General features: G+C 48.5%; 22 protein-coding genes. 21 read left to right on the forward strand and 1 reads right to left on the reverse strand.

From position 1 onward, the window contains the following. The first annotated feature begins 36 nt into the window (after positions 1-36). The 20 genes from murI to PKOR_RS11515 all read left to right on the forward strand — a co-directional run bounded on the left by murI (position 37) and on the right by PKOR_RS11515 (position 21,647). Positions 37-849, forward strand: coding sequence for a glutamate racemase (gene murI / locus PKOR_RS11420; protein ID WP_046314391.1), 813 nt, complete (start codon positions 37-39; stop codon positions 847-849). Between the two features lie 244 nt (positions 850-1,093). Then, the gene (locus PKOR_RS11425; protein ID WP_046310862.1) at positions 1,094-1,642 is read left to right on the forward strand and encodes a Cj0371 family chemotaxis-regulating polar lipoprotein; all 549 of its coding nucleotides are present in this window, start codon (positions 1,094-1,096) and stop codon (positions 1,640-1,642) included. Positions 1,643-1,657: 15 nt separating this feature from the next. Next, positions 1,658-2,836, forward strand: a complete 1,179-nt coding sequence (locus tag PKOR_RS11430) for a glutathionylspermidine synthase family protein (RefSeq protein WP_046310864.1) — start codon at positions 1,658-1,660, stop codon at positions 2,834-2,836. Positions 2,837-3,100: 264 nt separating this feature from the next. Further along, entirely contained in the window at positions 3,101-4,318 is a 1,218-nt protein-coding gene (locus PKOR_RS11435) for an aldose epimerase family protein (protein WP_046310865.1), read from the forward strand. A gap of 201 nt (positions 4,319-4,519) precedes the next feature. After that, complete coding sequence (locus PKOR_RS11440; RefSeq protein WP_046310867.1) at positions 4,520-5,623, forward strand: complex I subunit 1/NuoH family protein; 1,104 nt, start codon at positions 4,520-4,522, stop codon at positions 5,621-5,623. A gap of 98 nt (positions 5,624-5,721) precedes the next feature. Next, positions 5,722-6,327 (forward strand): NuoI/complex I 23 kDa subunit family protein, encoded by a 606-nt coding sequence (locus tag PKOR_RS11445; RefSeq protein WP_052739114.1) that lies wholly within the window; start codon positions 5,722-5,724, stop codon positions 6,325-6,327. A 2-nt stretch (positions 6,328-6,329) separates the two neighbouring features. After that, positions 6,330-6,509, forward strand: coding sequence for a hypothetical protein (locus PKOR_RS11450; RefSeq protein ID WP_046310868.1), 180 nt, complete (start codon positions 6,330-6,332; stop codon positions 6,507-6,509). A 10-nt stretch (positions 6,510-6,519) separates the two neighbouring features. Continuing rightward, entirely contained in the window at positions 6,520-6,948 is a 429-nt protein-coding gene (locus PKOR_RS11455) for a hypothetical protein (RefSeq protein WP_046310870.1), read from the forward strand. Positions 6,949-6,952: 4 nt separating this feature from the next. Next, entirely contained in the window at positions 6,953-7,465 is a 513-nt protein-coding gene (locus PKOR_RS11460; protein ID WP_046310872.1) for an NADH-quinone oxidoreductase subunit J family protein, read from the forward strand. Positions 7,466-7,467: 2 nt separating this feature from the next. Beyond that, a complete protein-coding gene (gene nuoK, locus PKOR_RS11465) occupies positions 7,468-7,776 on the forward strand; it encodes an NADH-quinone oxidoreductase subunit NuoK (protein ID WP_046310873.1) in 309 nt (102 codons plus the stop codon). A 169-nt stretch (positions 7,777-7,945) separates the two neighbouring features. After that, positions 7,946-10,066, forward strand: a complete 2,121-nt coding sequence (gene nuoL, locus PKOR_RS11470; RefSeq protein ID WP_046310874.1) for an NADH-quinone oxidoreductase subunit L — start codon at positions 7,946-7,948, stop codon at positions 10,064-10,066. A 293-nt stretch (positions 10,067-10,359) separates the two neighbouring features. Continuing rightward, on the forward strand, positions 10,360-12,102 hold the full coding sequence (locus PKOR_RS11475; protein ID WP_046310876.1) for a complex I subunit 4 family protein: 1,743 nt from the start codon (positions 10,360-10,362) through the stop codon (positions 12,100-12,102). Further along, a complete protein-coding gene (locus PKOR_RS11480; RefSeq protein WP_046310877.1) occupies positions 12,103-13,608 on the forward strand; it encodes an NADH-quinone oxidoreductase subunit N in 1,506 nt (501 codons plus the stop codon). 8 nt (positions 13,609-13,616) lie between these two features. Beyond that, the gene (locus PKOR_RS11485; protein WP_046310878.1) at positions 13,617-15,512 is read left to right on the forward strand and encodes an amidophosphoribosyltransferase; all 1,896 of its coding nucleotides are present in this window, start codon (positions 13,617-13,619) and stop codon (positions 15,510-15,512) included. A 201-nt stretch (positions 15,513-15,713) separates the two neighbouring features. Then, positions 15,714-16,028 carry a hypothetical protein gene (locus PKOR_RS11490; protein ID WP_046310880.1) on the forward strand — a complete coding sequence of 105 codons (315 nt, stop codon included), beginning with the start codon at positions 15,714-15,716 and terminating at the stop codon, positions 16,026-16,028. Beyond that, positions 16,025-16,384: a hypothetical protein gene (locus tag PKOR_RS11495; RefSeq protein ID WP_046310881.1), complete on the forward strand. Its 360-nt coding sequence runs from the start codon at positions 16,025-16,027 to the stop codon at positions 16,382-16,384. The genes PKOR_RS11490 and PKOR_RS11495 overlap by 4 nt, the downstream gene beginning before the upstream one ends. A gap of 66 nt (positions 16,385-16,450) precedes the next feature. Further along, entirely contained in the window at positions 16,451-16,717 is a 267-nt protein-coding gene (locus PKOR_RS11500) for a hypothetical protein (protein WP_148561672.1), read from the forward strand. A gap of 10 nt (positions 16,718-16,727) precedes the next feature. After that, entirely contained in the window at positions 16,728-16,916 is a 189-nt protein-coding gene (locus PKOR_RS11505) for a hypothetical protein (protein ID WP_148561673.1), read from the forward strand. A gap of 294 nt (positions 16,917-17,210) precedes the next feature. Then, positions 17,211-20,234 carry an amidohydrolase family protein gene (locus PKOR_RS11510; protein ID WP_046310886.1) on the forward strand — a complete coding sequence of 1,008 codons (3,024 nt, stop codon included), beginning with the start codon at positions 17,211-17,213 and terminating at the stop codon, positions 20,232-20,234. A 69-nt stretch (positions 20,235-20,303) separates the two neighbouring features. Next, complete coding sequence (locus PKOR_RS11515) at positions 20,304-21,647, forward strand: amidohydrolase family protein (protein ID WP_046310888.1); 1,344 nt, start codon at positions 20,304-20,306, stop codon at positions 21,645-21,647. Positions 21,648-21,802: 155 nt separating this feature from the next. Here the strand turns inward: PKOR_RS11515 and PKOR_RS11520 are convergent, their stop codons facing one another. Next, complete coding sequence (locus PKOR_RS11520; protein WP_052738821.1) at positions 21,803-22,873, reverse strand: alkaline phosphatase D family protein; 1,071 nt, start codon at positions 22,871-22,873, stop codon at positions 21,803-21,805. A 251-nt stretch (positions 22,874-23,124) separates the two neighbouring features. Between PKOR_RS11520 and PKOR_RS11525 the strand changes: the two genes are divergently transcribed. Then, positions 23,125-24,033 (forward strand): hypothetical protein, encoded by a 909-nt coding sequence (locus PKOR_RS11525; protein WP_046310889.1) that lies wholly within the window; start codon positions 23,125-23,127, stop codon positions 24,031-24,033. Positions 24,034-24,174: the final 141 nt, after the last annotated feature.

Here is a 24,174-nt window from a genome sequence, read left to right on the forward strand (position 1 = left end):
TCTGAATTGGGCTTTTAGTTAATTTCGCTCATTATGATGCAGGAAAAGAAAGACAGACCTATCGGAATTTTTGACAGTGGGATTGGTGGACTTACTGTAGCCCAGGCAATTATAAATGTGCTTCCAAACGAGCGACTAGTTTATTTTGGCGACACTGCTCACCTGCCTTACGGCGACAAATCTACAGCAGCTATTCAAGCTTATGCAGTAAAGATCTGCGACCTGCTGATTCGGCAGCAGTGTAAGGTTATATTGATTGCATGCAATTCGGCTTCGGCGGCGGCTTATGAGTTGGTAAAGGAGTATGTAGGGAGTAAAGCAAAGGTGCTAAATGTGATAGATCCTATTGTGCAGTACATTGGCCGAACTTATCCAAACAAAACGATAGGCCTGATTGGCACTAAGCAAACGGTAAATTCCAATGTATACCGCAAGAAGGTAGACGAACTGGACAGAAACATTGAGTTGAAGTCTCTGGCAACACCTTTGTTGGCTGCCATGATAGAGGAAGGCTTTTTCAACGAATCCATCTCTGAAAGCGTTATCAACGCTTACCTGTCTGACCAGCACCTGCAGGGCACAGAAGCACTTATACTTGGCTGTACACACTATCCGCTTATCAAGAAGCAAATAGAAAAGTATTATGAAGGCAAAGTGGATGTACTTGATGCCAGCCAAATTGTAGCTCAGCACGTGAAAGAGTACCTGGAGCAGCATAACCTCGCCTCTGATAGCCCTAAAGGTGACCATACCTTTTACGTTTCTGACTTTACCCGCTCTTTTGAAGAGAGTACACGCATCTTCTTTAAGCGTAAAGTTCAACTGGAGCACTATCCGCTGTGGGAGTAGCAGGAGTTGGAAAGTTAAGTCTTACTTCCCACCGATTCTTTGGTTAAGATAGGAGATGAGCCGATCTTTTTGTCCTGGTAGTTTAGCCTGAGTTCTTACTTAAATGTAAGTAACTATTTGTGTAATAGGATATTATCCGGGATGAAAGGCTAGATAGGCTTGACTTCTATGAAGTATAAATTCCACCAATTGAAGAGGCTTCCGCGTAAAAAGGGTATCTTTAAGCTAATCAAGACTAATCCCGATGAAGAAGAAATATCTGACCATAGGAGACCTGAAGCGCAATGCCTTCATTGTAGCTGCCGCCGCCTGCATGGGCCTAACCAGTTGCGGCTCCAACAACCAGAACGAGGAATGGAATACAGGAGAAGAAGTAGCGGTGCCAGATGGTGTAATAACAGAGTTAACTGAGGAGGCTCCTGACGAATGGAAAATTACCGATGAGCGTACTACCGCACCCGGCCAGAGCATGGCTATCCTGAAGTATAACGATGGCCGCGTAGATACGCTGCAGGGGCTGGAGCTGCAGAACCAGATGCAGGCATTGGCTAATAACCAGCAAGTATACCAACAAGGCGGATTTGGTATGAGTAGTGTGCTTTGGTGGAGTGCGCTTGGGTTTATGGCTGGCCGTACTACAGCACCACGCCCAGGATACTATGCCAATCCTAACCTGATGAACAATACTGCCGCCTGGCGCCAGAATGTGCAGACCTACCGCCAGCAGAGTACAGCGCCACGCTCTGGGCGTAGTGGCTTTTTCAGAGGCCGTAGTGGTGGAGCAGGTGCTTAATTTCAGAGAGATTTAATGCAGAACAATAACTTAATTCGCTTGGAGCCGCACTCCGGCGACGTAGAAACGGCTGTGCGTGGCCTGGGCTGGGAGTGGTGCGTAGAAGACGGCTGTGCTAACTATGTGCCTGGCGAGGCGATAGTACTTCCTGAGCAGGAGGCTGATGCCCTGTTGGAGGCAGCTGATACACTGTATGAAATGATGGTGAACGCCATTCCGGATGAACTGCCGGATGAATTTCTGAATGTGTTAGGCATACCCCAAAACCTGTGGGAGCTGGTGCGGCACTCGTGGAACGATGAACGACACTGGCACCTGTATGGCCGTTTCGACCTGGTGCAGACACCGGAGGGACCTAAGTTGCTGGAATTTAATGCTGACACAGCCACTTCTATACCTGAAACAGCTGTGGTGCAGTGGGCAAGTCTGGCTGCAGCCGGTAAAAACAATGCTAAACAGTACTCAGGTCTGTATGAAGCATTAGTAGAGCAGCTGAAAACCTGGCGTATGTTAAACCCTGATTTAGCACCAGCCCTGTTGCTTACCTACATGGGAGGAAGCGCCGAAGACGAAACGAACTGCGCCGTTGTAGCCCAGGCAGCTACTGAAGCAGGCTTTGATCCACATATCTGTGCTGCCGAAGACATCAATGTTTCTACCGAAGGGGTTGAACGAGGCGTTTGGGCACAGGTAGAAGCAGAGCAGTGGCGGCAGTTCCCTTTCCTGTTTAAGTTACTCCCTTGGGAGCAAATAGCCTGGGACGAGCCGGAGCTATGTGAGAGCCTGACACAGCTGGCCGCCACCCGCAATGTAGTCATTGCCAATCCGGCTTATACTTTACTTTTCCAGAGCAAAGGTATGCTGGCCTGGCTTTGGAAAGCTTACCCGTACCACCCACTGTTGCTCGAAACAGACCTTACGCCCATCAACGGGAAATATATCCGGAAACCTTACTTTGGCCGCGAAGGGCAGAGTGTGGAAGTGGTAGACCGGGTGCGCGTGACAAAGGTGCCGGGGGATTATGACAATCAGCAGCAGGTATACCAACGTTGGTGCGACTTACCCGAAGATAATAAAGGCTACCAATACCAGGCTGGGGTGTTTTGGGCAGGAGAAGGCTGTGCTATTGGTTTCAGGCGTGAGAAGGGAATTATCACAAACTTGTCTCAATTTGTACCGCACCTGGTGGAGTAAAGCCTAATATTTTGAGGAGTAACTTTCTTCTGAAGTCCAGTTGATTAGTAACAAAGACAGATTCCAGAGGTATGCATTCAGCTCCGGCTGCAGCTTAACACCAGTGCTGCGGCCGGAGCTGAACCATTTTAAGAGCTTCCGCTCACCGAGATTTTAGTGTCGCCTTGGCAGTTAATGTTGCACGCTACTCAGCACTTTCAACAGTCAAAGTAAAATTATATATTTAAAAGAAATAGGGCTGTACTTTAATGTATTAACTTTGATATGAAAAAAGGAAAATCGAATAAGGCGTTGCTGTTGCTTGCTCTGGTGGGCTGCATTGGTGCAACAGGTATTACTGGCTGCTCCGGCCAAAAAGATAGCGAGGCAAACACTCAGGCAACAGCCACATCAGAAGAACAAGATAGAATGAAAATTAAGCAAGAACCCTTCGGCACAACAAAAGACGGACAAGAGACTACCCTTTATACTTTAGCCAACCAGCAGGGCATGCAGGTGAAAATTACTGATTTTGGTGCTACCGTTACTGCTGTGCTCACTCCTGATAAAAATGGGGAGATGGGCAATGTGGCACTAGGCTTTGACAGTCTGGCTGGTTACCAGAGCCCGGAGTACCTGAAGAGTTGGCCTTATTTTGGTGCTACAATAGGCCGGTTCGGGAACAGAATTGCCAAAGGCCGGTTTACCCTGAATGGGCAGGAGTATAAACTAGCTACAAACAATGATGAAAACCACCTTCATGGTGGCAATAAGGGTTTTGATAAAGTTATTTGGGATGCTGAGCCGTTACCAGACCAGAATGCTATCCGCTTTACTTATGTAAGTCCGGATGGAGAGGAGGGTTATCCAGGTACTTTGTCCACGCAGGTAACTTACACCCTTACCGATAACAACGAGATCAAAATAGACTATAAAGCTACTACCGACAAGGCTACTCCGGTAAACCTGACTAACCACAGTTATTTTAACCTGGCTGCAGGTAAGGCTAACGATGCGCTGGATCATGTGCTTACGATCAATGCAGACAAGTATACTGTTGTGAATGCATCGCTTATTCCTACGGGAGAGCTACGTCCGGTAGAAGGTACCGTGATGGACTTCAGAGAGCCGCAGTCAATAGGGGCACGGGTGAACCAGGTTGAAGGCGGAGGCTACGACCACAACTACGTGCTTAATGGCGAGAACGGGACCTTGAAAAAGGCTGCCACTGTATATGAGCTAACCAGCGGCAGAGTAATGGAAGTGCATACCACAGAGCCAGGCATGCAATTCTATTCCGGCAACTTTCTGGATGGAACCTTAACAGGCAGCGGTAATAAAGTCTATAAAAAGCACTACGGCTTCGCTTTGGAAACTCAGCACTTTCCTGACTCTCCAAACCAGCCAGACTTTCCGTCTACCATACTCGAGCCTGGTGAAACTTATGAGTCTACTACTGTTTATAAGTTCGGGGTAAGAGATAACGAAGGGCAGGCAAAGTAGAAGGAGATAAAGTATACTTTGTAGTCCCGCATTTCAGTAAAAAGGTGCGGGGCTACTTTTTTTCTTGACGCCTTCACGTGAGCAAGACCCGCAGGCGACTCGTCTACTACTCTGCTCCCTCCTCCAGGTCCTGATTAAGGCGCTACTTCTCCAATTCTCCAAATTAACCCTTACCTTTGCAGGGATAAAGACAAAACGCTTATGCTTGCTTTTCTGCTGACCTTAGGAGCTCTGCTTGGAGTGGTGGTTGTGCTGGCTTATGCCGAGCGCAAAGTGGCCGCTTTTATGCAGGACCGTATGGGACCTACCGAAGCGGGGCCACAAGGTTCACTGCAGGCTGTAGCCGACGTGCTGAAGTTGCTGCAAAAAGAGGACATTGTGCCGGCTGCTGCTGATAAAAAACTGTTTAAGCTGGCCCCGATTCTCATTTTTGCTGCTGTGTTTGCTGGTTTTGCGGTGATACCTTTCACTCCGGATCTGATACCGGCAGGCATTGGTATCGGTGTGTTTTACCTGCTAGCAATAGTATCACTGGATGTGATAGGTTTGCTAATGGCAGGCTGGGGCTCAAATAATAAGTATGCTATGCTGGGTGCGATGCGCTCAGTTGCACAAATTGTTTCCTATGAGATTCCGGCTGGCCTGGCTATACTTTCGGCTGTAATGATTTGCCAGTCGCTGGACTTCCAGGAGATAAGCTACCAACAGGGAGCCTTGATGAACCAATTTCCGGGAATGGAATACGACATGAACTGGTTGTTCGGCATCGAAGCACTAGGTATAAATACTACGACTGTCGGTGGCATCACCACCTGGAATATTTTCCGGGCACCTATATTGCTGGTTAGCTTCGTGATTTACTTTATTGCGTCGCTGGCTGAAAGTAACCGTGCTCCATTTGATATTCCGGAGGCGGAGTCAGAACTGGTGGCAGGTTTCCACGTGGAGTACTCAGGCTTCCGGTTTGCCGTGCTGTTTTTGGCAGAGTATAGTATGATGGTGCTGGTGTGCCTGGTGGCGGTTATACTGTTTTTGGGTAGCTGGAATACGCCACTTCCTAACATTGGCCCTGTTAGCTTAGCCTATTGGTCAACTGGTATTCCCGGTGAACTGTCTGGTATACTTTGGGGTGTTTTTTGGTTGCTGAGCAAGACGTTTGTGCTTCTGTTTCTGCAACTGCAGCTTCGCTGGACTTATCCGCGCCTGCGTGTAGACCAACTGATGCACCTGTGCTGGAAAGTGCTTACACCAGTTGCGCTGGGGGTTGTACTGATTGCAGGCATCTGGCGTTTGTTGATGATCTGATAGTAGTTAGGAAGTTAAAGAATTAGAAAGTTTAAAAGTGATAGTGATAATCAGCAACTTTCTAACCTTCTAACTTTCTGAATTTTAATTTGAATGAAGTGAACAAAGCTATAAAACAACATAATGGTTTCGGGTATGTGGTGAAATCGCTGCTAAGCGGGCTGAGCCTAACCTGGAAGCATTTTAAGAATGCCCGAAACCGACGTACACCCGATTATGTGTCGGACGAAAATTACTTTAAGCAGCCTGATGGTATGGCTACGCTTAAGTATCCGTACGAATCTATTCCGGTGCCTGACAATGGCCGCTATCGTTTGCACAACGAGATAGACGATTGCATTGTCTGCGACCTTTGCGCCAAGATCTGCCCTGTGAACTGCATCACGATTGACTCTGTGAAGGCCACAGAGGATATAGGAGTAACTTCTGACGGCACGAAGAAGCGCTTGTACGCTCCAACTTTCGATATCGACTTAGCCAAGTGCTGCTACTGTGGCCTCTGCACCACTGTTTGCCCCACCGACTGCCTCACCATGACGCCGGTATACGACTTTTCAGAGGTTAATATCAAGAACATGGTGTACCACTTCACTAACCTTACGCCGGAGCAGGCTGAGGAGAAGAAGCAACTGTTTGCGAAACAGCAGGAGGAGATAGCGGCAGCCAAGGCAGCGGCTCTGGCAGCGCGGAAAAGCAATCAATAGTGATGCAGGCAGCAAAGATTATACTTTCATTGCTAGTTGTGGCCCTGGGGTGGTTTTTCTTGGGGTATGGCTACAGCACTTTGCTTGGGCACCCGATTTCTACCGTTCTCTTCATTGGAGGGCTGGCGTTATCTTTGGCAGGAGTAGTAGGTGTCATCTTAAGTGCCAGAAGTAAAGCTTAAGCTGAAAAGAATGAAGCCATCTATCGGAGACCTGCAGGTAGTCATATTCTACGCACTGGGAGCAGTCTTTCTTCAGTTTTCGCTCAATCACGGTTGGAGTGCGCCGGAAGCTAACACAAGTGACCAATACATACTTGCCGCCTTCTTTGGCGCAGGTATGGTTTGGCTGCTGTTTGAGCTGTTCCGCTTTATTAATAGTGCTCAAAGCCTTTCCGATCTCTTTCCTTTACTGATTAACCTGGTTGGTTTAGGATTGTGCGTAGGCTACTTGATGCATGTGGAAGAGGGACGTGCCGAGCCACTTATGTCGCAGCCAAAAGATGTGGATACAGTCACCATTTCGGGCGATACGCTTCTGGGCATTCAGAAAGGCGACACGATTTTCTATAGAATAGGGGATAAGGTACTTATTGATAAAAAGGCCGTACAAAAAAAGTAAATACATGCTTTTCTACATCTTCGCCATACTAGCCATACTTTCCGCAGCATATGTGGTGCTGACGCGTAACCTGCTGTACGCAGGTTTTTCGCTGCTGATCACGCTGTTAAGTATAGCTGGCATTTACGTGCTGCTGTTTGCAGACTTTATCGCCGTAACACAATTAATGGTATATGTGGGGGGAGTGCTGGTGCTGATACTGTTCGGTATTATGCTCAGCAGCCGTGTGCACGATAAGTCGGTGCTGTCGGAGAGTGTAAACAAAGTATGGGGCACACTGGTGGCTGGCCTTATACTCGTAGGATTAAGCTACACTATTCTTAAAGCCAACATCAACTCTCTGCCGTGGCTGCAGACAATGCAGGTAGATGTACTGGGAGAGCAAAAAAGTACCGTGCAAAGTATAGGCATCAAGCTGATGACAGATGTAGTGGTGCCCTTTGAACTGGCGTCGCTGCTACTGCTGGTTGCCCTGATGGGAGCTGCCTATATTGCCACCGACAAACAGAAAGCATAAGTATGAATATTCCTTTAGAACATATTCTGCTCTTGAGCGCCGTGCTGTTCAGTATCGGCATATTGGCTGTTATATCCAAGCGCCATGCGGTAGTAGTGCTGATGGGTATTGAGCTGATCTTTAACGCCGCGAACCTTAACCTGGTAGCTTTTAGCCGGCATGATCCGCAGCTGTTGCAGGGGCAGATGTTCTCCTTGTTCGTGATTTTGGTCGCTGCCGCTGAGGCTGCCGTGGCCTTGGCCATAGTGCTGCGGGTTTACCAGTACTTTAAAACGGCTAACCTGAGTGAGGTAGTGACAAAGGAACAGTAGCTCCAAGCTTATACTATTCCATATTAACTATCCTTATTACTTTACACCAAAGTATGTAACTTTGCCCGCTGTTAGCTGGCGCAGCCACGCATTCCAGAAATAAAACCGAAAGTATACGTTGGAGCTATCCGAACTTATAAAGCCTTTGGCAACCACTCCCGAAACTTCAATGGCATTAGTTGTGCTGTTGCTGCCATTGGTGGGCTTTCTGGTATTGTTTCCTTTAGGCAAGCGCTTGCCGCGCCAGGGCGACTGGCTGGGCATTGGACTCACAACGATTGCACTTATCTTGTCCGGATGGCTGTATTCACAGACTTGGAACACTGCTACTTTCCACAGCCGCTCTACCTGGTTTAGCCTGCCTGGCAGTTCACTCATAGATTTTACCGCTGGTATTCTTATTGATAACCTCACTGTGCTGATGCTGGTCATTGTTACCTTCATCTCACTGCTGGTGCAGCTGTTTTCGGTGGGCTACATGCACGGCGACAAAGGCTATAGCCGTTATTTTTCCTTCCTGGGCCTGTTTACTTTTAGTATGCTGGGAATTGTGCTGGTAGACAACCTGCTGCTCCTGTTTATGTTCTGGGAGTTGGTGGGACTGTCCTCTTACCTGCTTATAGGCTTCTGGTTTCATAAGCCTGCAGCAGTAGCAGCCAATAAAAAGGCGTTTCTAGTAAATCGTATTGGCGATATTGGGCTGTTGCTGGGCCTGTTTGCCTTCTATACCTACTTTCGAACTTTCGACCTGGAGGCGCTGCGGGCGCTGATTGGCAGTGGCAACTGGCAGGGCGGGAGTTTTATCACCACGTATGCCTTGCATAATCAGGAGTGGATGGTTGAACTAGGGCCTATTTTCCTGACAGTGGCGGGGCTGGGGCTCTTTCTGGGCTGTGTGGGTAAATCAGCGCAGTTTCCGCTACAAGTGTGGCTACCAGATGCTATGCAGGGGCCTACGCCTGTTTCGGCGCTCATACACGCTGCTACTATGGTAGCGGCTGGCCTGTACCTGGTAGCGCGGTGCTATGCGTTTTTTACACCGGAGGCTTTAATCGTAATTGCTATAATAGGAGCCATTACCGCTTTGATAGGTGCACTGGTGGCACTCACGCAACATGATATCAAGGCTATACTAGCTTTCTCAACCATCTCTCAACTAGGATACATGGTTATGGGCATGGGTACAGGCGCACACGATGCAGCCCTGTTTCACCTGTCTACGCATGCTTTCTTTAAGGCGGCGCTGTTCCTCAACTCTGGTATTATCATTCATGCCATGCACCGGGGGCTGCACCACCATCACTTGCACCTAGATGCACAAGATATACGCAACATGGGTGGGCTGCGAAAGGCCATGCCGCTCACGTTTTATACTTACCTGATCGCCACAGCTGCATTGGTTGGGCTTCCATTATTCTCCGGCTTCCTCTCAAAAGATGCTATACTTTCAGGCAGTTGGGCCTGGGCGCAGACCATGAGTACCAACGGTAACAGTTTATACTTCGTGGTGCCGATAATAGGGTTTACGGTAGTGCTACTAACTGCTTTCTACATGGCACGACACATGTGGTTTATCTTCTTCGGGGAATTTAGAGCTTCCTTTAGTGTGCAGGATCTTCGAGTTGGTTCGGGGCAAGAGGTAGAGCGCATCATGTTGTTTCCGGTTGTTCTGCTGGCGATACTTTCATTGGGAATTTTCTTTTCGCTTAATCCTTTAAGCTTCGGGAGCAGCTGGCTTATGCAGGGCATCAGCCTAAATAAGTTGTCAACTTCTTACATCCTTGCTGATGAGCTGTTACAGGCTGTACAAGTGCAAGATGCGAAAAACCATACGTTGCACCTGGTGTTTGGAGTGCTTTCGACGCTATTAGGCGTGGCAGGTGTTAGCTTTGCTATTCTAAAGTATCGGCACAAAACTGCTGCGCAATTGCAGCAAGAGGAACCGCAAAATAAGTTGGCGCAGCTATCGCAACAGCATTTCCGGCTTAATGAATTTTACGACAAGGCGTTTGTGCGGCCAACAATGGTACTGGCTCATACTCTTTATCGCACCGATAAGTGTGTGATTGACTATGTCCTGAACAATGGAAGCAAAACGCTGGTGATACTTGCAAAAATAGTTGCCTGGTTTGATCGCTGGGTGGTAGATGGGCTGGTGTGGCTGGTTGGAGCCTTGTCTAAAGTTGTAGGACGACTGGGGCGTGGCCTGCAGAACGGAAAGGTGCAGAGTTACTACGCCTACTCTTTGTTCGGATTTATTTTGCTAATGCTATATATCATCCTGTTTTGATGTTAATTTCGCAATCTGGATTTACTGGATGAGAAGGCTGGCAGATCTAAGGGTTTGTAGCATTGAGTAAACATCTTTTAACTGTAACAAGATCAGCTAAGTACTCAACGGTAATTTTTTGTTTGAACGTCCAGCAAGCTCAAAATTGTCTTGATTCTTTTGCTTCCTTTTCTCATTAAGGAGAAAAGGAAAGGCTATCCGGCGAGGTGAAAGGTTGGCGAAGAGCCAAAAGAATCAGGTTAAAGAAAGCCGAAGTTGCATAGGTCCAACTTCAATTGTATTGTCTCATAAACATGAATTTTATACTTAGTAGTCTTATTTTTGTACCCTTGCTTGCGGCACTTGTTGTGCTCGCATTGCCTGTCCGCTTCCAGAAGCCGATAAAGACAGTAACGTTGCTGGGAACGCTGGTGCAGATGGGGCTGGCCATACTTTTATACCTAGGCTTTGACGGCACTGTGCTCTCTAATGGGCAACAGGGGTATCAGTTTGTGGAGCAGGTAAACTGGATTGGCTTTTCGCTTGGCAGCTTGGGGCGTTTCCAAATTGACTACTTTGTGGGTGTGGATGGCGTCAGCATTAGCATGGTGTTGCTTACAGGTCTTGTCGGGGTGATCGGAGTAATCTCCTCCTGGAACATCACTAAAAATGTGAAGGGCTATTTTCTCCTCTACCTGCTGCTCATGACAAGTGTGATGGGCTGTTTTCTGGCGCTCGACTTCTTCCTGTTTTACCTCTTCTTCGAGTTTATGCTCCTGCCGATGTACTTCCTGATCGGTATCTGGGGAGGACCGAAGCGTGAGTATGCCTCAATCAAATTCTTCATCTATACCTTAGTAGGCTCGCTCTTCATCTTGCTGGTAATGATTGGGCTGTATACTTCTGTAATTGATCCGCAGGCAACAGCAGTGCAAATGGGGCTGGTGAAGCAGGGAACAGTGGCAGGTGCTGATGTATTAGCGAAGGTGCAGGAGATGCTGCAGTACAACCAGATCAGCAACTATAATCTGGTGCGTACTTTCAGTATTCCGGCCATGATGGAGCCGGCAAACTTTATTCCGAAAAGTCTGCTGCATGTGCTTTCCGGTTCAACTCTGTGGGAACTGCCGCTGCGCTTTGTTGCTTTCTTGTTGCTGTTTGCTGGTTTTGCCATCAAAGTGCCGTCGGTGCCAGTGCATACCTGGTTGCCTGATGCACACGTGGAGGCTCCAACACCTATCTCTGTGCTCTTGGCTGCTGTACTTCTGAAAGTAGGTGGCTATGGTTTAATCCGTATTGTTTATCCTGTTTTCCCGGATGCCGGAACATACTTTGCTGTACTGGTAGGAGGCTTAGGCGTTCTGTCAATCATTTATGGCGCATTGAATGCACTGGCCATGAAAGATCTGAAAAAGCTGATCGCCTATTCTTCAGTGTCGCATATGGGCTTTGTTCTGTTGGGCCTGGCTTCGTTAACAAATGAAGGAGTGAACGGTGCCATCTATATGATGTTCAGCCACGGTATTATCTCTGCCATGCTCTTCCTGGTGGTGGGCGTTATCTATGATCGCACGCATAACCGCATGATTCATAACTTCAGAGGTCTGGCTAATGTTATGCCGGTGTACACAACCTTTGTGGTGATTGCTTTCTTTGCCTCACTAGGCTTACCTGGGTTCTCTGGTTTTATTTCAGAACTGTTGGTGTTAGTAGGAGGCTTTGGTGCACCTGAGGCTACTGGCTTACTGCCGCGTTGGCTAACGGTGGTGGCGGTGTTCGGGCTTTTACTGGCTGCGGCATACTACCTATGGGCGCTGCAACGCATGTTCTTTGGCAAGTTCTGGATCTTCCCAGAGCTTCGTGAGAAAGCCCTTATTACTGACCTCACCAAAAGAGAGTACCTGATGCTGGTGCCGCTGGCTGTGCTAGCCCTGATATTCGGTATTTTTCCGCACCTGCTCCTCGACAAGATAGGCTTCACGGTTACCGGCTTTACTGAGCTGGTACTGCAGCGTGGGCAGGAGCAATTAGGTTTAATTTTATCAACGCTAAGGTAAGTGAACGAACAGGCAGTATACTTAGCAGAGCAACTGAATGCTATCGTAGCCGGCGCAGGTACACTTCTGCCGGAGCTGCTGCTGGCCTTCTTCTTCCTGCTGCTTGTTACGCTCGACCTTTTCAGGCAGCACAGAGTAAAGCGCCTGCTTCCTTGGATAGCCTTGACCGGGCTGTTCTGGGTACTGGTGTTGCAAATACTGGGTGGCTATACTTCGGGCGACGAGCCTTTTCTGAACCTGCTGATTTCTGATGGTCTGGCCCGGTACGGCGGTATACTTTTTAGTGCTGCAGGTATCTTTACAGTGTTTATGTCGCTGCAGCTCAAAAATCTTGAGAAGCTAGAAGAGGGCAGAGGCGAGTTCTACGCACTGGTGGTAGTGCTGGTATTGGGGCTTAACCTGATGGCTAAGTCAACTAACCTGCTGATGGTGTTCCTGGCTATCGAAACGGTTTCAATTGCCTCTTACATCCTTACCCTTACCTTTAAGAAAGAAAAACGAGCTGTAGAGGCTGGTTTGAAGTATGTGCTTTACGGGGCGCTATCGGCGGGAGTAATGCTGTATGGCATGTCTTTCTTTTATGGGCTTACCGGTACGCTGGTGTATACTTCCGAAGCCTTTGCTTTGGGATTACTACAGGCCGATGCTTTGCTTGTAACCGTGGCAACTATACTGGTGCTGGCTGGGTTTTTCTTCAAAATATCTGCAGCACCTTTTCACTTTTGGGCACCTGATGTATACCAAGGAGCTCCGCTGCCAGTGGTGGCACTCTTCTCTACCGGACCTAAAATGGCCGGTATACTGGTGATTCTTCGCTTTGTAAACAATTTTGCCGATGCTGATTCTTTTGCGGATGTGCAGTTGCTGCTTGGGGTAGCAGCTATCGCTACGCTGGCTATTGGTAACTTTACGGCACTGTGGCAGAGGTCGCCTCGGAGGCTGTTGGCTTATTCCTCAGTGTCGCATGCAGGCTTTTTGCTGGCGGCTCTGCTGGCTTTTGGTACCAACTATACTTCTGGCGTACTTTTCTACCTCACGGTGCTGCTGTTCATGAACTTCGGTATTTTCCTGCTTTTACAGGTGGCCGAGGAACGGTTCGGGGTACAGACGCTTGAGGATTTTTCTGGCTTGGGCCGTTTGCAGCCATACTTCGGTGTGGTGTCCATTCTGTATTTACTCTCCCTTACAGGCCTGCCGCCATTAGCCGGTTTTATGGGCAAGCTGCTGATTTTTAGTAATGTTTGGGAGGCATATACCCTGAGCGGAAACAATATACTGCTAGTGCTGTTGATGGTGGGTATTCTGTTAACTGGCGTGGCGCTATTTTACTATATCAAGATACCATACTACCTTTTCTTTAAAAGGAATCAATCTCAGGAAAATTTAGTTATTTCACCGTCGAATAAACTGCTGCTGGCACTGTTCGCCCTGCCGCTGCTGGTCCTGTTCTTTAAGCCCGACCTGCTGCTGCACTGGATAGAACAATTACTGGCGCAGACACTTTAAAAGCACTCATGAGCGACGCAATCAAGCACGAATGTGGTATCGCCTTAATCAGGCTCAGAAAACCAATTAGCTACTACGCCGAAAAGTACGGCACACCGATGTATGGCGTTAATAAGCTGTACCTGCTCATGCAGAAGCAGCACAACCGTGGCCAGGATGGTGCGGGGGTTGCCAGCATCAAAATCAATGCTCTGCCTGGTATTGATTACATCAGCCGTTTCCGTTCCGTTAAAACCCGTGCCATTGATAGCATCTTTGGTAAGGTAGGAAAGGAGTATCAAAAGCTGAAGGAAGAGTATCCGGAGAGATCTGAGGATGTAGAGTGGGTTTGGGAGAATATGCCTTTCCTGGGCGATGTATACCTGGGCCACCTGCGTTACGGAACCCATGGCTTAAACAGCGTGGATAACTGCCACCCAATGGTGCGTGAGAACAACTGGCGCAGCCGAAGCCTTGCCGTAGCCGGTAACTTCAACATGACCAACGTAGACGAGCAGTTCAACAAACTGCTGGATCTGGGGCAGCACCCTAAACATAAGTCAGACACAATTACGGTACTCGAGAAGATCGGCCACTTTCTGGACGAGGAGAACCAGAGGCTGTTTGACTACTACAAGAAAGGAGACTATACTAACAAAGAAATCACGCAGCTGATAGAGCAGAACCTGGACATGCAGCGTGTGCTTAGGCGTGCTGCCAGAGATTTTGACGGTGGCTATGCTATGGCAGGTCTTACTGGTTTCGGTGCTTCTTTCGTGGTGCGCGATCCTAACGGTATCCGCCCTGCTTACTACTACATCGATGATGAGGTGGTAGTAATTGCCTCAGAGAAGCCAGCTATTAAAACTGCTTTTGGTATTGAGTACAGTGATATTAAAGAGATCACTCCAGGACATGCTTTGATCATAGACAAAGCCGGCAATCCTGAGCTGCTGGAAGTAACAGAGCCGCGCGAAAAACTATCATGCAGCTTCGAGCGCATCTACTTCTCCCGCGGTAACGATCCGGAGATCTACGAAGAGCGCAAGAACATGGGTAAGCGTCTGTGCCCCCAGATTCTGGAGGCTATCGATTATGACCTTAAGAATACAGTGTTCTCCTACATTCCGAACACAGCCGAGACATCTTGGCTGGGTATGATGAAGGGTATAGAGAACTACCTGCGCGATTACCGCAAAAAAGCTATCCTGAATCAGGACCTGACAGAAGAGCAGCTGGATGAGATTCTGCAGTTTAAGCCACGTGCTGAGAAACTGGTTATCAAAGATGCCAAGCTGAGGACTTTCATTACTGACAATGATAGCCGCGATGACTTAGTAACACACGTTTATGATACTACTTATGAAGTTGTGAAGAAAGGTGTGGATACGCTGGTAGTGCTGGATGACTCAATTGTACGAGGTACAACGCTGGAGAAGAGCATCATTAAAATGCTGGATAAACTGGAGCCTAAGAAGATTATCATTGTTTCCTGTGCTCCGCAGATCCGCTACCCAGATTGCTATGGTATAGATATGTCCAGAATGAAGGAATTCGTAGCCTTTAGAGCACTTCTTGGACTGTTGAAAGATACAGGTCAGGTTGATAAGATGCAGGAAACCTACAATAAGTGTCTTGCAGCGGCTGGTACACCTGCCTTCAAAGAAACCAACTTTGTGCAGGAGCTTTATGATCTGTTCACGCACTATGAATTAGCTGATAAAGTAGCCGAAATCGTGAAGGCTCCTGAGGTAAATGCAGAGGTACAGGTAATCTATCAGACTATCGAAGACCTGCACGAGGCTTGCCCAAACCATAAAGGCGACTGGTACTTTACGGGTAACTACCCAACACCAGGTGGTACAGGCGTTGTAAACAGAGCGTTTATGAATTTTGTGGAAAATAAATCCGGCAGAGCATACTAGAAGAATAAGCATAAGTTTATACATAAGGACCGGCCGCTGCACAGAATGCAGCGGCCGGTTTTGTTTTCGGGAAGTACAGCCTTAGTGCTGTAGGATTTGGAGTCCGGTTAACCCACCCCTAACCCCCAATGCTGTCAACTTAGGGAATTACGTATTGTAAAGGAAAGACTTAAGTATTTATGATAGTGTTAAAAAAAGAATTTGGCAATTTTGAAGGATCTTCAAAAAGTTATAAGCAGTGACGATTCTAAGCGCGTCTACCGCCAACGGGAGCAGGATTTCACGCGCCACCGCGTGCCCGCCTTCGTGGGGCTGGTGGTGAGCCAGATCAATTTGATGAGCAGGAGCCTGAGCGTGGAGGTGAGCCGCCTTGTGGAGCGCTTTCTGGGGATTGGCCGCGACTGCAGCAAACAGGCTTTCTCCCAGTGCCGCCGCAAGCTCAGGGCCGAGGCTTTCACCGCCCTGCGCCAGCGGCTGGTGGAGCAGTTCTACGCCGACGGGGAGTGCAGAAAATGACAGGGCTACCTGACGCTGGCCGTGGACGCCTCCACGCTGCAGCTGCCCGAGAGCCCGGCCCTTGCCGCCGAATTCGGCCTGGCCGAAAACAAGGGCAAGAGCATGCCCGGGAGCCGGCGCGCGGCGGCCGCTTCAGGAGCGAAAAGCTGCTGGGCTTCCTTTCCGCCGGGCAGCCCAGGCTGTGGGTGCGGTGCGTGAAGGTGGCGCTTAAAAGCGGGGAGACGCAATTCCTGCTCACCAGCCTGGAGAAGCTGGATGCCTCCTGCTTAGGGGCCCTCCACCACAAGCGCTGGGGAGTGGAGACGGGGACCGGCTTTCAGAAGAATGCGCTGCAGCTGGAGAACTTTTCCGCTTAAACGGCACTGGGGATCAGGCAGGATTTCGAGGCCCACATGCTGAGTGTAAACCTGAGCGCGCTGCTCATGGCAGATGCCCAAGAGGAAGTGGACACGGAGCAGGCCCAAAAACATAACAAGCACCGCTACAAAGTCAACAGGGCCGTGGCCCTGGGGCTGGTCAAAGACAACCTGGCAGTACTGCTGCTGGGCAAAGAGCCTCTGGAGCAAGTATATGACAGGCTCCTGGAAAAAATCAAAAAAAGGAAAGAGGCCGTCAAACCCGGCAGAAGCTTCCCCAGAGCCAGAAAGCTTCATTACAAATTCAGCATCACCAAAAGAAATGTCTTATAAGCACCTTAAGTTGACGGCATTGCCCCTAACCCCTCTCAAGAGGGGAATTCTCGGGAACGATAAACATCCCCTTGCCTTCAAAGGGGGAGCAATGGCACTGGCTATCGACCTGATTCCATTCTTTGAGTTGAGCGCCCTGGCGCAGGAGGGAACACAGCACGATGCCCTTATCCCCAAGACGAGGCCTCCCGGCCTGTAGGGGACCAAAGCCAAAGCTGAAACAACAGCAGTTGTAAGGCCAAGTATGAAGAGCATCTAATAAGAACAACTTTCCTCAAGTTGTAAAACCCTGAAGCCATGAAAGTATAGACAGTTACAATTCCTCCTGGTATCAAAATTCTCCTAAGCAAATTAAACTATCTATACCTGACTCAGTCAAAGCAAGAAGATAAAATACTGTGGAGCCCTTACAGGTAGTAGTATTTTATCTTCTTGATGCTTAACTTGATATCCAAAACTATCTAATCCTTATACTATTACCCAATTCTACCAAATGAAGAAAATCTTAACCATTGCAGCCTGCCTTGCTTTTAGTGCAGGTGGTGTAATGGCGCAGGAGACTTTTCCGCGCAACGGCGTGTACGACGAACGCGCCGGACTGGTGGCCTTTACCAATGCCACTGTCCATACAGATTACAAAACAACTATCTCCAACGCCACCCTTGTTATCCGTAACGGCAAAGTAGAAGCTGTAGGTACTAATGTAAAAGTGCCAGCCGGAGCCGTAGTGATGGATGCTAAAGGCAAACACATCTATCCGGGTTTGGTAGATATGTACTCCAGTTATGGCCTGCCAGAAGTAAAGGCAGAGCGCAGAAACTGGCGTGCTGCTCCGCAAATGGAGTCAACGAAGCAGGGTGCCTATAACTGGAACGAAGCCATTCGCCCGGAAACTAATGCGGTAGAGCTGTTCAAGGTAGATAGCAAGCAGGCCGAAGAGCTGCGCAAGCAGGGCTTTGGTACTGTACTGGCTGTGCACCGCGATGGTATTGCACGTGGTACAGCTGCCTTGGTAACTTTGGCTGAAAAGCGCGAGAACGAAGTAATTCTTAAAGATAAAGCTGCCGCTGGTCTGTCGTTCGATAAAGGTTCTTCGAAGCAAGACTACCCGAACTCGTTGATGGGCTCTGTAGCTTTGTTGCGCCAGACTTACCTGGATGCGCAGTGGAACGCACAAAATGCGGCAAAAGAGCAGAATATCTCTCTGAAGGCATTTTCGCAGGCGAATAATTACCCGCAAATTTTTGAAGCTGATAACAAGCTGAACATACTTCGCGCTGATAAAGTGGGGGATGAGTTCGGTAAGCAGTATATCATGAAAGGAGCCGGCGACGAGTACCAAATGTTGCCGCAGATCAAGGCTACGAATGCCCCTATCATTCTGTCGCTTGATTTCCCAAATGCTTATAATGTAGAAGATCCGTTTGATGCGCGCCGTGTATCGTTGGAAGACATGAAGCATTGGGAGATGGCTCCTGCTAACGCTGCCCTTCTGCAGAAAGCCGGTGTTACCATTGCTTTCACAGCACACGACCTGAAGGATAAGAAAAATTTCCTGCCAAACCTGCGCAAAGCGGTTCAGTATGGCCTGAGCGAGGAAGAAGCTCTGAAAGCCGTGACTGCCACGCCAGCTAAACTCCTGAATGCGGAGAACCTAGTTGGTAGCCTGAACAAAGGCATGCTGGCTAACTTCATCATCACTACTGATAACCTCTTCTCTGAGGATGGTGTAATCCTGGAGAACTGGGTGCAGGGTGAGCAGTTTAAAATATCTGACGTGCCAGCCGATTTCCGTGGCGTTTATACTTTAAAGCTAGGTAATGATACAGGCCGCAAGTTCCTGATCGCTGGTTCGGCTGAAAAGCCAGAGTTGAAAGTAATCGCTCAGGACACGGTAAAAGGTAACATCAGCATTAAAGGAAATCTTGTTACCATCTATTTTTCAGAGAGCAAAGACAGTAAAGAAAGCATCCGCCTGAGCGGTTGGGTAGCCGGCAAAAACCTTCAGGGTGAAGGCCAGTTGCCAAATGCTTCTTCTGTAAAGTGGATAGCCGCCTACTCAGAAGCCATGACGGAGCAGGAGAAAAAAGATCGTGCAAAGCAAGCTGCTGATGTAGCTGTTGGCAGCATGATTTATCCGTTCCGTGCTTTTGGCCAGCCAGAGCTGCCAAAACAAGAGACACTACTGATTAAGAATGCCACTGTCTGGACAAACGAGAAAGAAGGTAAGCTGGAGAACGCTGATGTACTGATCAAAAATGGCAAAATTGCCAAAGTTGGCAAGAACCTTAGTGAATCTGGCGCTAAAGTGATTAATGGTACAGGCAAGCACGTTACGCCAGGTATTATTGATGAGCACTCGCATATTGCGCTTGATGGCGTGAACGAGGGTACACAGTCTGTTACCTCAGAGGTGCGTATGGCCGATGTGGTGAACCCGGAGGATATCAATATTTACCGTCAGCTGGCAGGTGGCGTTACCACATCGCAGTTGCTGCACGGTTCTGCCAACCCAATTGGTGGCCAGTCTGCCATCGTGAAGCTACGTTGGGGTAAGAGTGCCGACGAAATGCTGGTAGAGAACGCCGATGGCTATATCAAGTTCGCTTTGGGCGAAAATGTGAAGCAGTCGAACTGGGGCAGCACACAAACCATCCGATTCCCGCAGTCGAGAATGGGTGTGGAGCAGGTGTATGTAGATGCCTTTACCCGTGCCAAAGAGTATGAGCAGGCCTGGAACAGCTACAATAAGCTGAGCAAGCGTGAGAAAGCCAAAACCTCAGCCCCTCGTCGTGACCTGGAGTTGGAGGCGCTGGTAGAGATCCTGAATGAGAAGCGCTTTATCACATGCCACTCTTACGTGCAGTCAGAGATCAACATGCTGATGAACGTAGCCGATGAGATGGGCTTCAAAGTAAACACTTTTACACACATCCTGGAAGGTTATAAAGTAGCTGACAAGATGAAAGAGCATGGTGTAGGTGGCTCTACCTTCGCTGACTGGTGGGCTTATAAGATGGAGGTAAAAGATGCCATTCCGCACAATGCAGGCATCATGAACCAATTGGGTATTGTAACAGCTATTAACTCTGACGACGCCGAGATGGCCCGCCGTCTGAACCAGGAAGCAGCCAAGAGTGTGAAGTACACAGGCATGAGCGAGGAAGACGCCCTGAAAATGGTTACTCTGAATCCTGCTAAGCTTCTGCACCTCGACGATAGAATGGGTAGCCTGAAAGCTGGTAAAGACGCTGATATTGTGCTTTGGAACGAGCATCCGCTTTCTATCTATGCTAAGCCACTGAAGACTTTTGTAGACGGTGTTGCTTACTACGACCTGGAGCGCGACGAGCAGATGCGTGAGGACCTGGAAAAAGAGCGTATGCGCCTGGTGCAGAAAATGCTAAACGAGAAGGCTGGTGGTGCTAAAACGCAGGCCCCAAGCAACAAGAAAGCTCGTGTGATGCACTGCGAGGAGGTAGAGCACAGCGAAGAGGAGTCATACTTTGCATACTAATTTTTGAGACACAGGATATAAGACAAAAGACACATGACTTTATCTGTGGTCATATCAAAATTTAAGAACATGAAAATTCATAAAAGATATATTTCTGCTTTAGTGGCGCTGTTATTTACAGTGCCTGCTCTGGCGCAGGTTCCTGCTCCGGCAGCTAAGCAAAGCAAGCCAATGTTGCTGAAGGGTGCTACGCTGCACGTAGGCAACGGACAGGTGGTAGAAAATGCTGCCGTAGGTTTCGATAACGGGAAGATCACGTATGCTGGTCCGCAGAACGGTGCCAACCTGAGCGGCTATGAAGTGATTGACGTAACTGGCCAGCACATCTATCCAGGACTGATTCAGCCGAATGCAGCCCTTGGTCTGAACGAGGTGGAAAGTGTTCGTGCTACTATTGACTGGCGTGAAGTAGGGGAGATGAACCCGAACGTACGCTCGGTAATCGCTTACAATACTGATTCAGACATTATTCCTACTGTACGTGCCAACGGTGTACTCATGACGCAGTTAACGCCGATCGGCGGTACTATTTCTGGTACTTCGTCTATTGTGCAGTTGGATGCCTGGAACTGGGAAGATGCTATTGTGAAAGCCGATGAAGGTATGCACCTGAACTGGCCTAACATGCTGATAGAAACCGGTAACAGCCAAGTGGATGAGCGCCTGAAGCGTATGGCAGGTGAGCGTGAAAAAACAATCCAGGAGCTGGAGAAGCTGTTCCGTGATGCGGCTGTGTATAAATCTGGCAAGCATGACAACGAGAACCTGAAGCTGGCCTCCATGACTAGCCTGTTCGATGGCTCCAGAAAACTGTACATTCATGCAAACTATGGCAAGGAGATTATAGAAGGTGTAAACTTCGCAAAGAAGCATGGTGTGAAGGAGGTAGTGGTAGTAGGTGCTCGCGATGCAGTAGCTGTAGCCGACTTCCTGAAGGCAAATAATGTAGCGGTGATTTACTCTGGTGTGCATGCCCTGCCGTCGCGTGCTGAGGAGGATGTGGATATGCCATACAAAACTCCGTACCTTCTGCACAAAGCGGGTATACCTTTTGCGCTGGATTATGACCTGGCGATCCACGGTATCCGTAACCTGCCTTTCATAGCTGGAACTGCCGCAGCTTACGGGCTGGATAAGGAGCAGGCACTGGCTTCTGTTACCTTGAATACAGCAAAGATTCTGGGTGTAGATAAGCAGGTTGGTTCTGTTGAAGTAGGCAAGGATGCTACGTTAGTGGTATCTACTGGTGACCTCCTGGACATGCGTACTAACAATGTAACATACGCTTTTATCCAAGGACGTAATGTAGACCTTAATAACAAGCAGAAGTACCTGTACGAGAAATTCGACAACAAGTATAAGAGCCAGCAGCAGCAAGTACCAGCTGGCGCTACCTCATCTTCAGGTAAGTAATTATACTCACTAATACTAAAAAAGGGAGGCTGCCAAAATTTGGTAGCCTCCCTTTTTTATGGCTGTTGCTTTGGTAACTGGTTCAAATGTACTTCAACTTCTTAGTTATTCATTGTACATTTTTTCTGCTTGAGAAGTAGATTACATAAACAGCCTTACATGTTCACATCTGAGCCGGTATAAGTATTGAACTTCAGCTTTTGCTCCAGAAGCACCTCGTTTCCAACTCCACGAATCTGCATCGTAACGTTAGCTTGCTTCTCTCCCCAGGCAATATCAAAAATGCCGAAGTTTAACGCACCTACCTGCTCGCCCACACGGTAACGGTTCCCGCTCTTGCTAGGCTCACGGTGGTGTGTCATTCCGCTGGAAGTGATTTCATATATTGGTTGCTGATATCCCTCCAGCTTTATCTTTGCTAATTCACCCACATGCCTGTCGCCGGAGAGGAGCACCGGGTTGGCAGGGTGTGTATTTTCCAGGAGCTTGAGCAAGCGCTTTCGGGCTTTCGGAAAAGCTGACCAGCTGGTATAGGCATGGCCATTTGGTAGTATCTGCATGCCGCTCGCGATAATGTTGATCTGGGCATCGCTGTTAGCCAGCTCCTGCTCCAGCCACTGCCACTGAGCTTCTCCAAGTATGTCTCCGCTATAGTTTGGCAAGTATAAGCCAAAGAACTTTTTAAATTTGTCGCGGTGGTAACGTGTGTCCAGTAAGAACACCTTCACTTTCTGCTTTCCTTCCCCAAAAGTATAGCTCCGGTAAATGCCTTCCTGCTTACGCACCGGAGCATTGGCTGGCACACCCATGAAATCCAGAAACAATTGCTGGCTCTGTGCCTTCTGGGCAAATTCTCCGCCGGCATCATTATAGCCAAAGTCATGATCATCCCATGTACCTGTAATGGACGCTGACTGTACTAACTGCCTGTACCCTGCCTGTTGCTGTTGGCGGCTATACTTGTTGGCCAGAGTATCCATGTTATGGGTATCTGCATAGATGTTATCTCCTAGCCATATCCACAGGTCTGGCTGAGCTGCAGCTATGGCTGGCCACAAAGGCTGTGGCTCGTCCTGATTATTACAGGAGCCAAATGCAATGCGGGCTTTGCTATTTGCTTTTGATTGTACTTCAGAAGATTGTGCGGAAAGGTCGAAAGCTGAGAACAGGAACAGCGGCAGGATTACAGCCATTATGTTCCCGAAGATCTGGTTGTTTATGTGCATGTTCTCCTTACATAACGAAAGAACCATTTGTTCCTTCACCGGACTATAAGATAAGCCTGACCGGCAGTTTTTTGTACAATTATATGGAGAAGCTACTCAAAGTAAAAGGTAAAGGCATGATGATGCCGCGAACCATAGGTTTATCTTTCATAGAGGTAACATCAAAATGGCAATTGTAAAGTAACAAACCCAACGTATATAGCTGAGGTGCGTTTATAGATATAAATCTGAGTATTTAAAAGAACATAACTATGGAAAGAAACGACCGAAATAACAATCGCGAATTCGAAAATAGGTATCAAGATAACAACCGAAATGAGCATCGTAGAGACTATCGCGATGACAGCAACGAAGGCTTTCAAAACTACAGAAGCCGCTATAGCAACACTCATGGCAACTACTACGGTATGCGCGACGACAATGCTGAGTACCGTAACGTGCGTGGGTATAACTCTGACCCTAATGCTGGGAGCAGAAGTGGTGGCCCGGTAGTAGGCTACGGCGCAAGCAGTTACCGAGGAGTAACTGAAAGCGGAGACCAGGATAACAACTACCGTTATGGTGATCCTAACCCGTATATGGGCAATAACCGCAACCGCCAAAACAGCGGAGGCTATGAGCGTACCAGAGGTACTGGCTGGGGAGCCGAAGACTATTATGGCACCTATGGCACTTCCAGAGGTACAAATTACAGCGCCGGTTCCTATGACCAGGACCAATACAGCCGCCAGGATAACAGCTACCGTTATGGTGGCGAGGGCCGTAGATACGATGACTTTAACCGCGACGAGGACAGAAAGATGTTTAGAGGCCGCTCTGGTGAAGGGTATAATATGTTGGGTATAGACGCCTACTACGACCGTGGTGAGCACAGAGAAAGACGCTCTGACAACGACTACCGTGGCGGCGATCAGAACCGATTCTACGGGCGCGATAACGATAACAGTGATCTCCGCTACGAAGGCGATATCCGTAGTTCAAGCCGCGATAACGATAATTACGCTAATGGCATGTACTCCAGCAACCGCTCTTATGTAAGCGACAACGACGATTACAGCCAGCGCAGCAGCCGTTACCGTCGCCCTGGCGAAAGCTCAGGGCCTGATTATGGTGCAGACTCTGGTATCAGCAACTACGGTAACCAAACTCCGCGAGCCTAAATATTTTAACTTCAATAAAAAAAGTCCGCAGCGTAACTGCGGGCTTTTTTTGTGCCATACCCTAAGGCGGTGACTGCGTAAGTATAAGCAGTTGCTGCCAGGTAAGGTGGCTTACTGATTTTGATTTTTATGATGATGAGA

Origin of the sequence: Pontibacter korlensis (assembly GCF_000973725.1) — a bacterium.
Lineage (GTDB): Bacteria > Bacteroidota > Bacteroidia > Cytophagales > Hymenobacteraceae > Pontibacter > Pontibacter korlensis.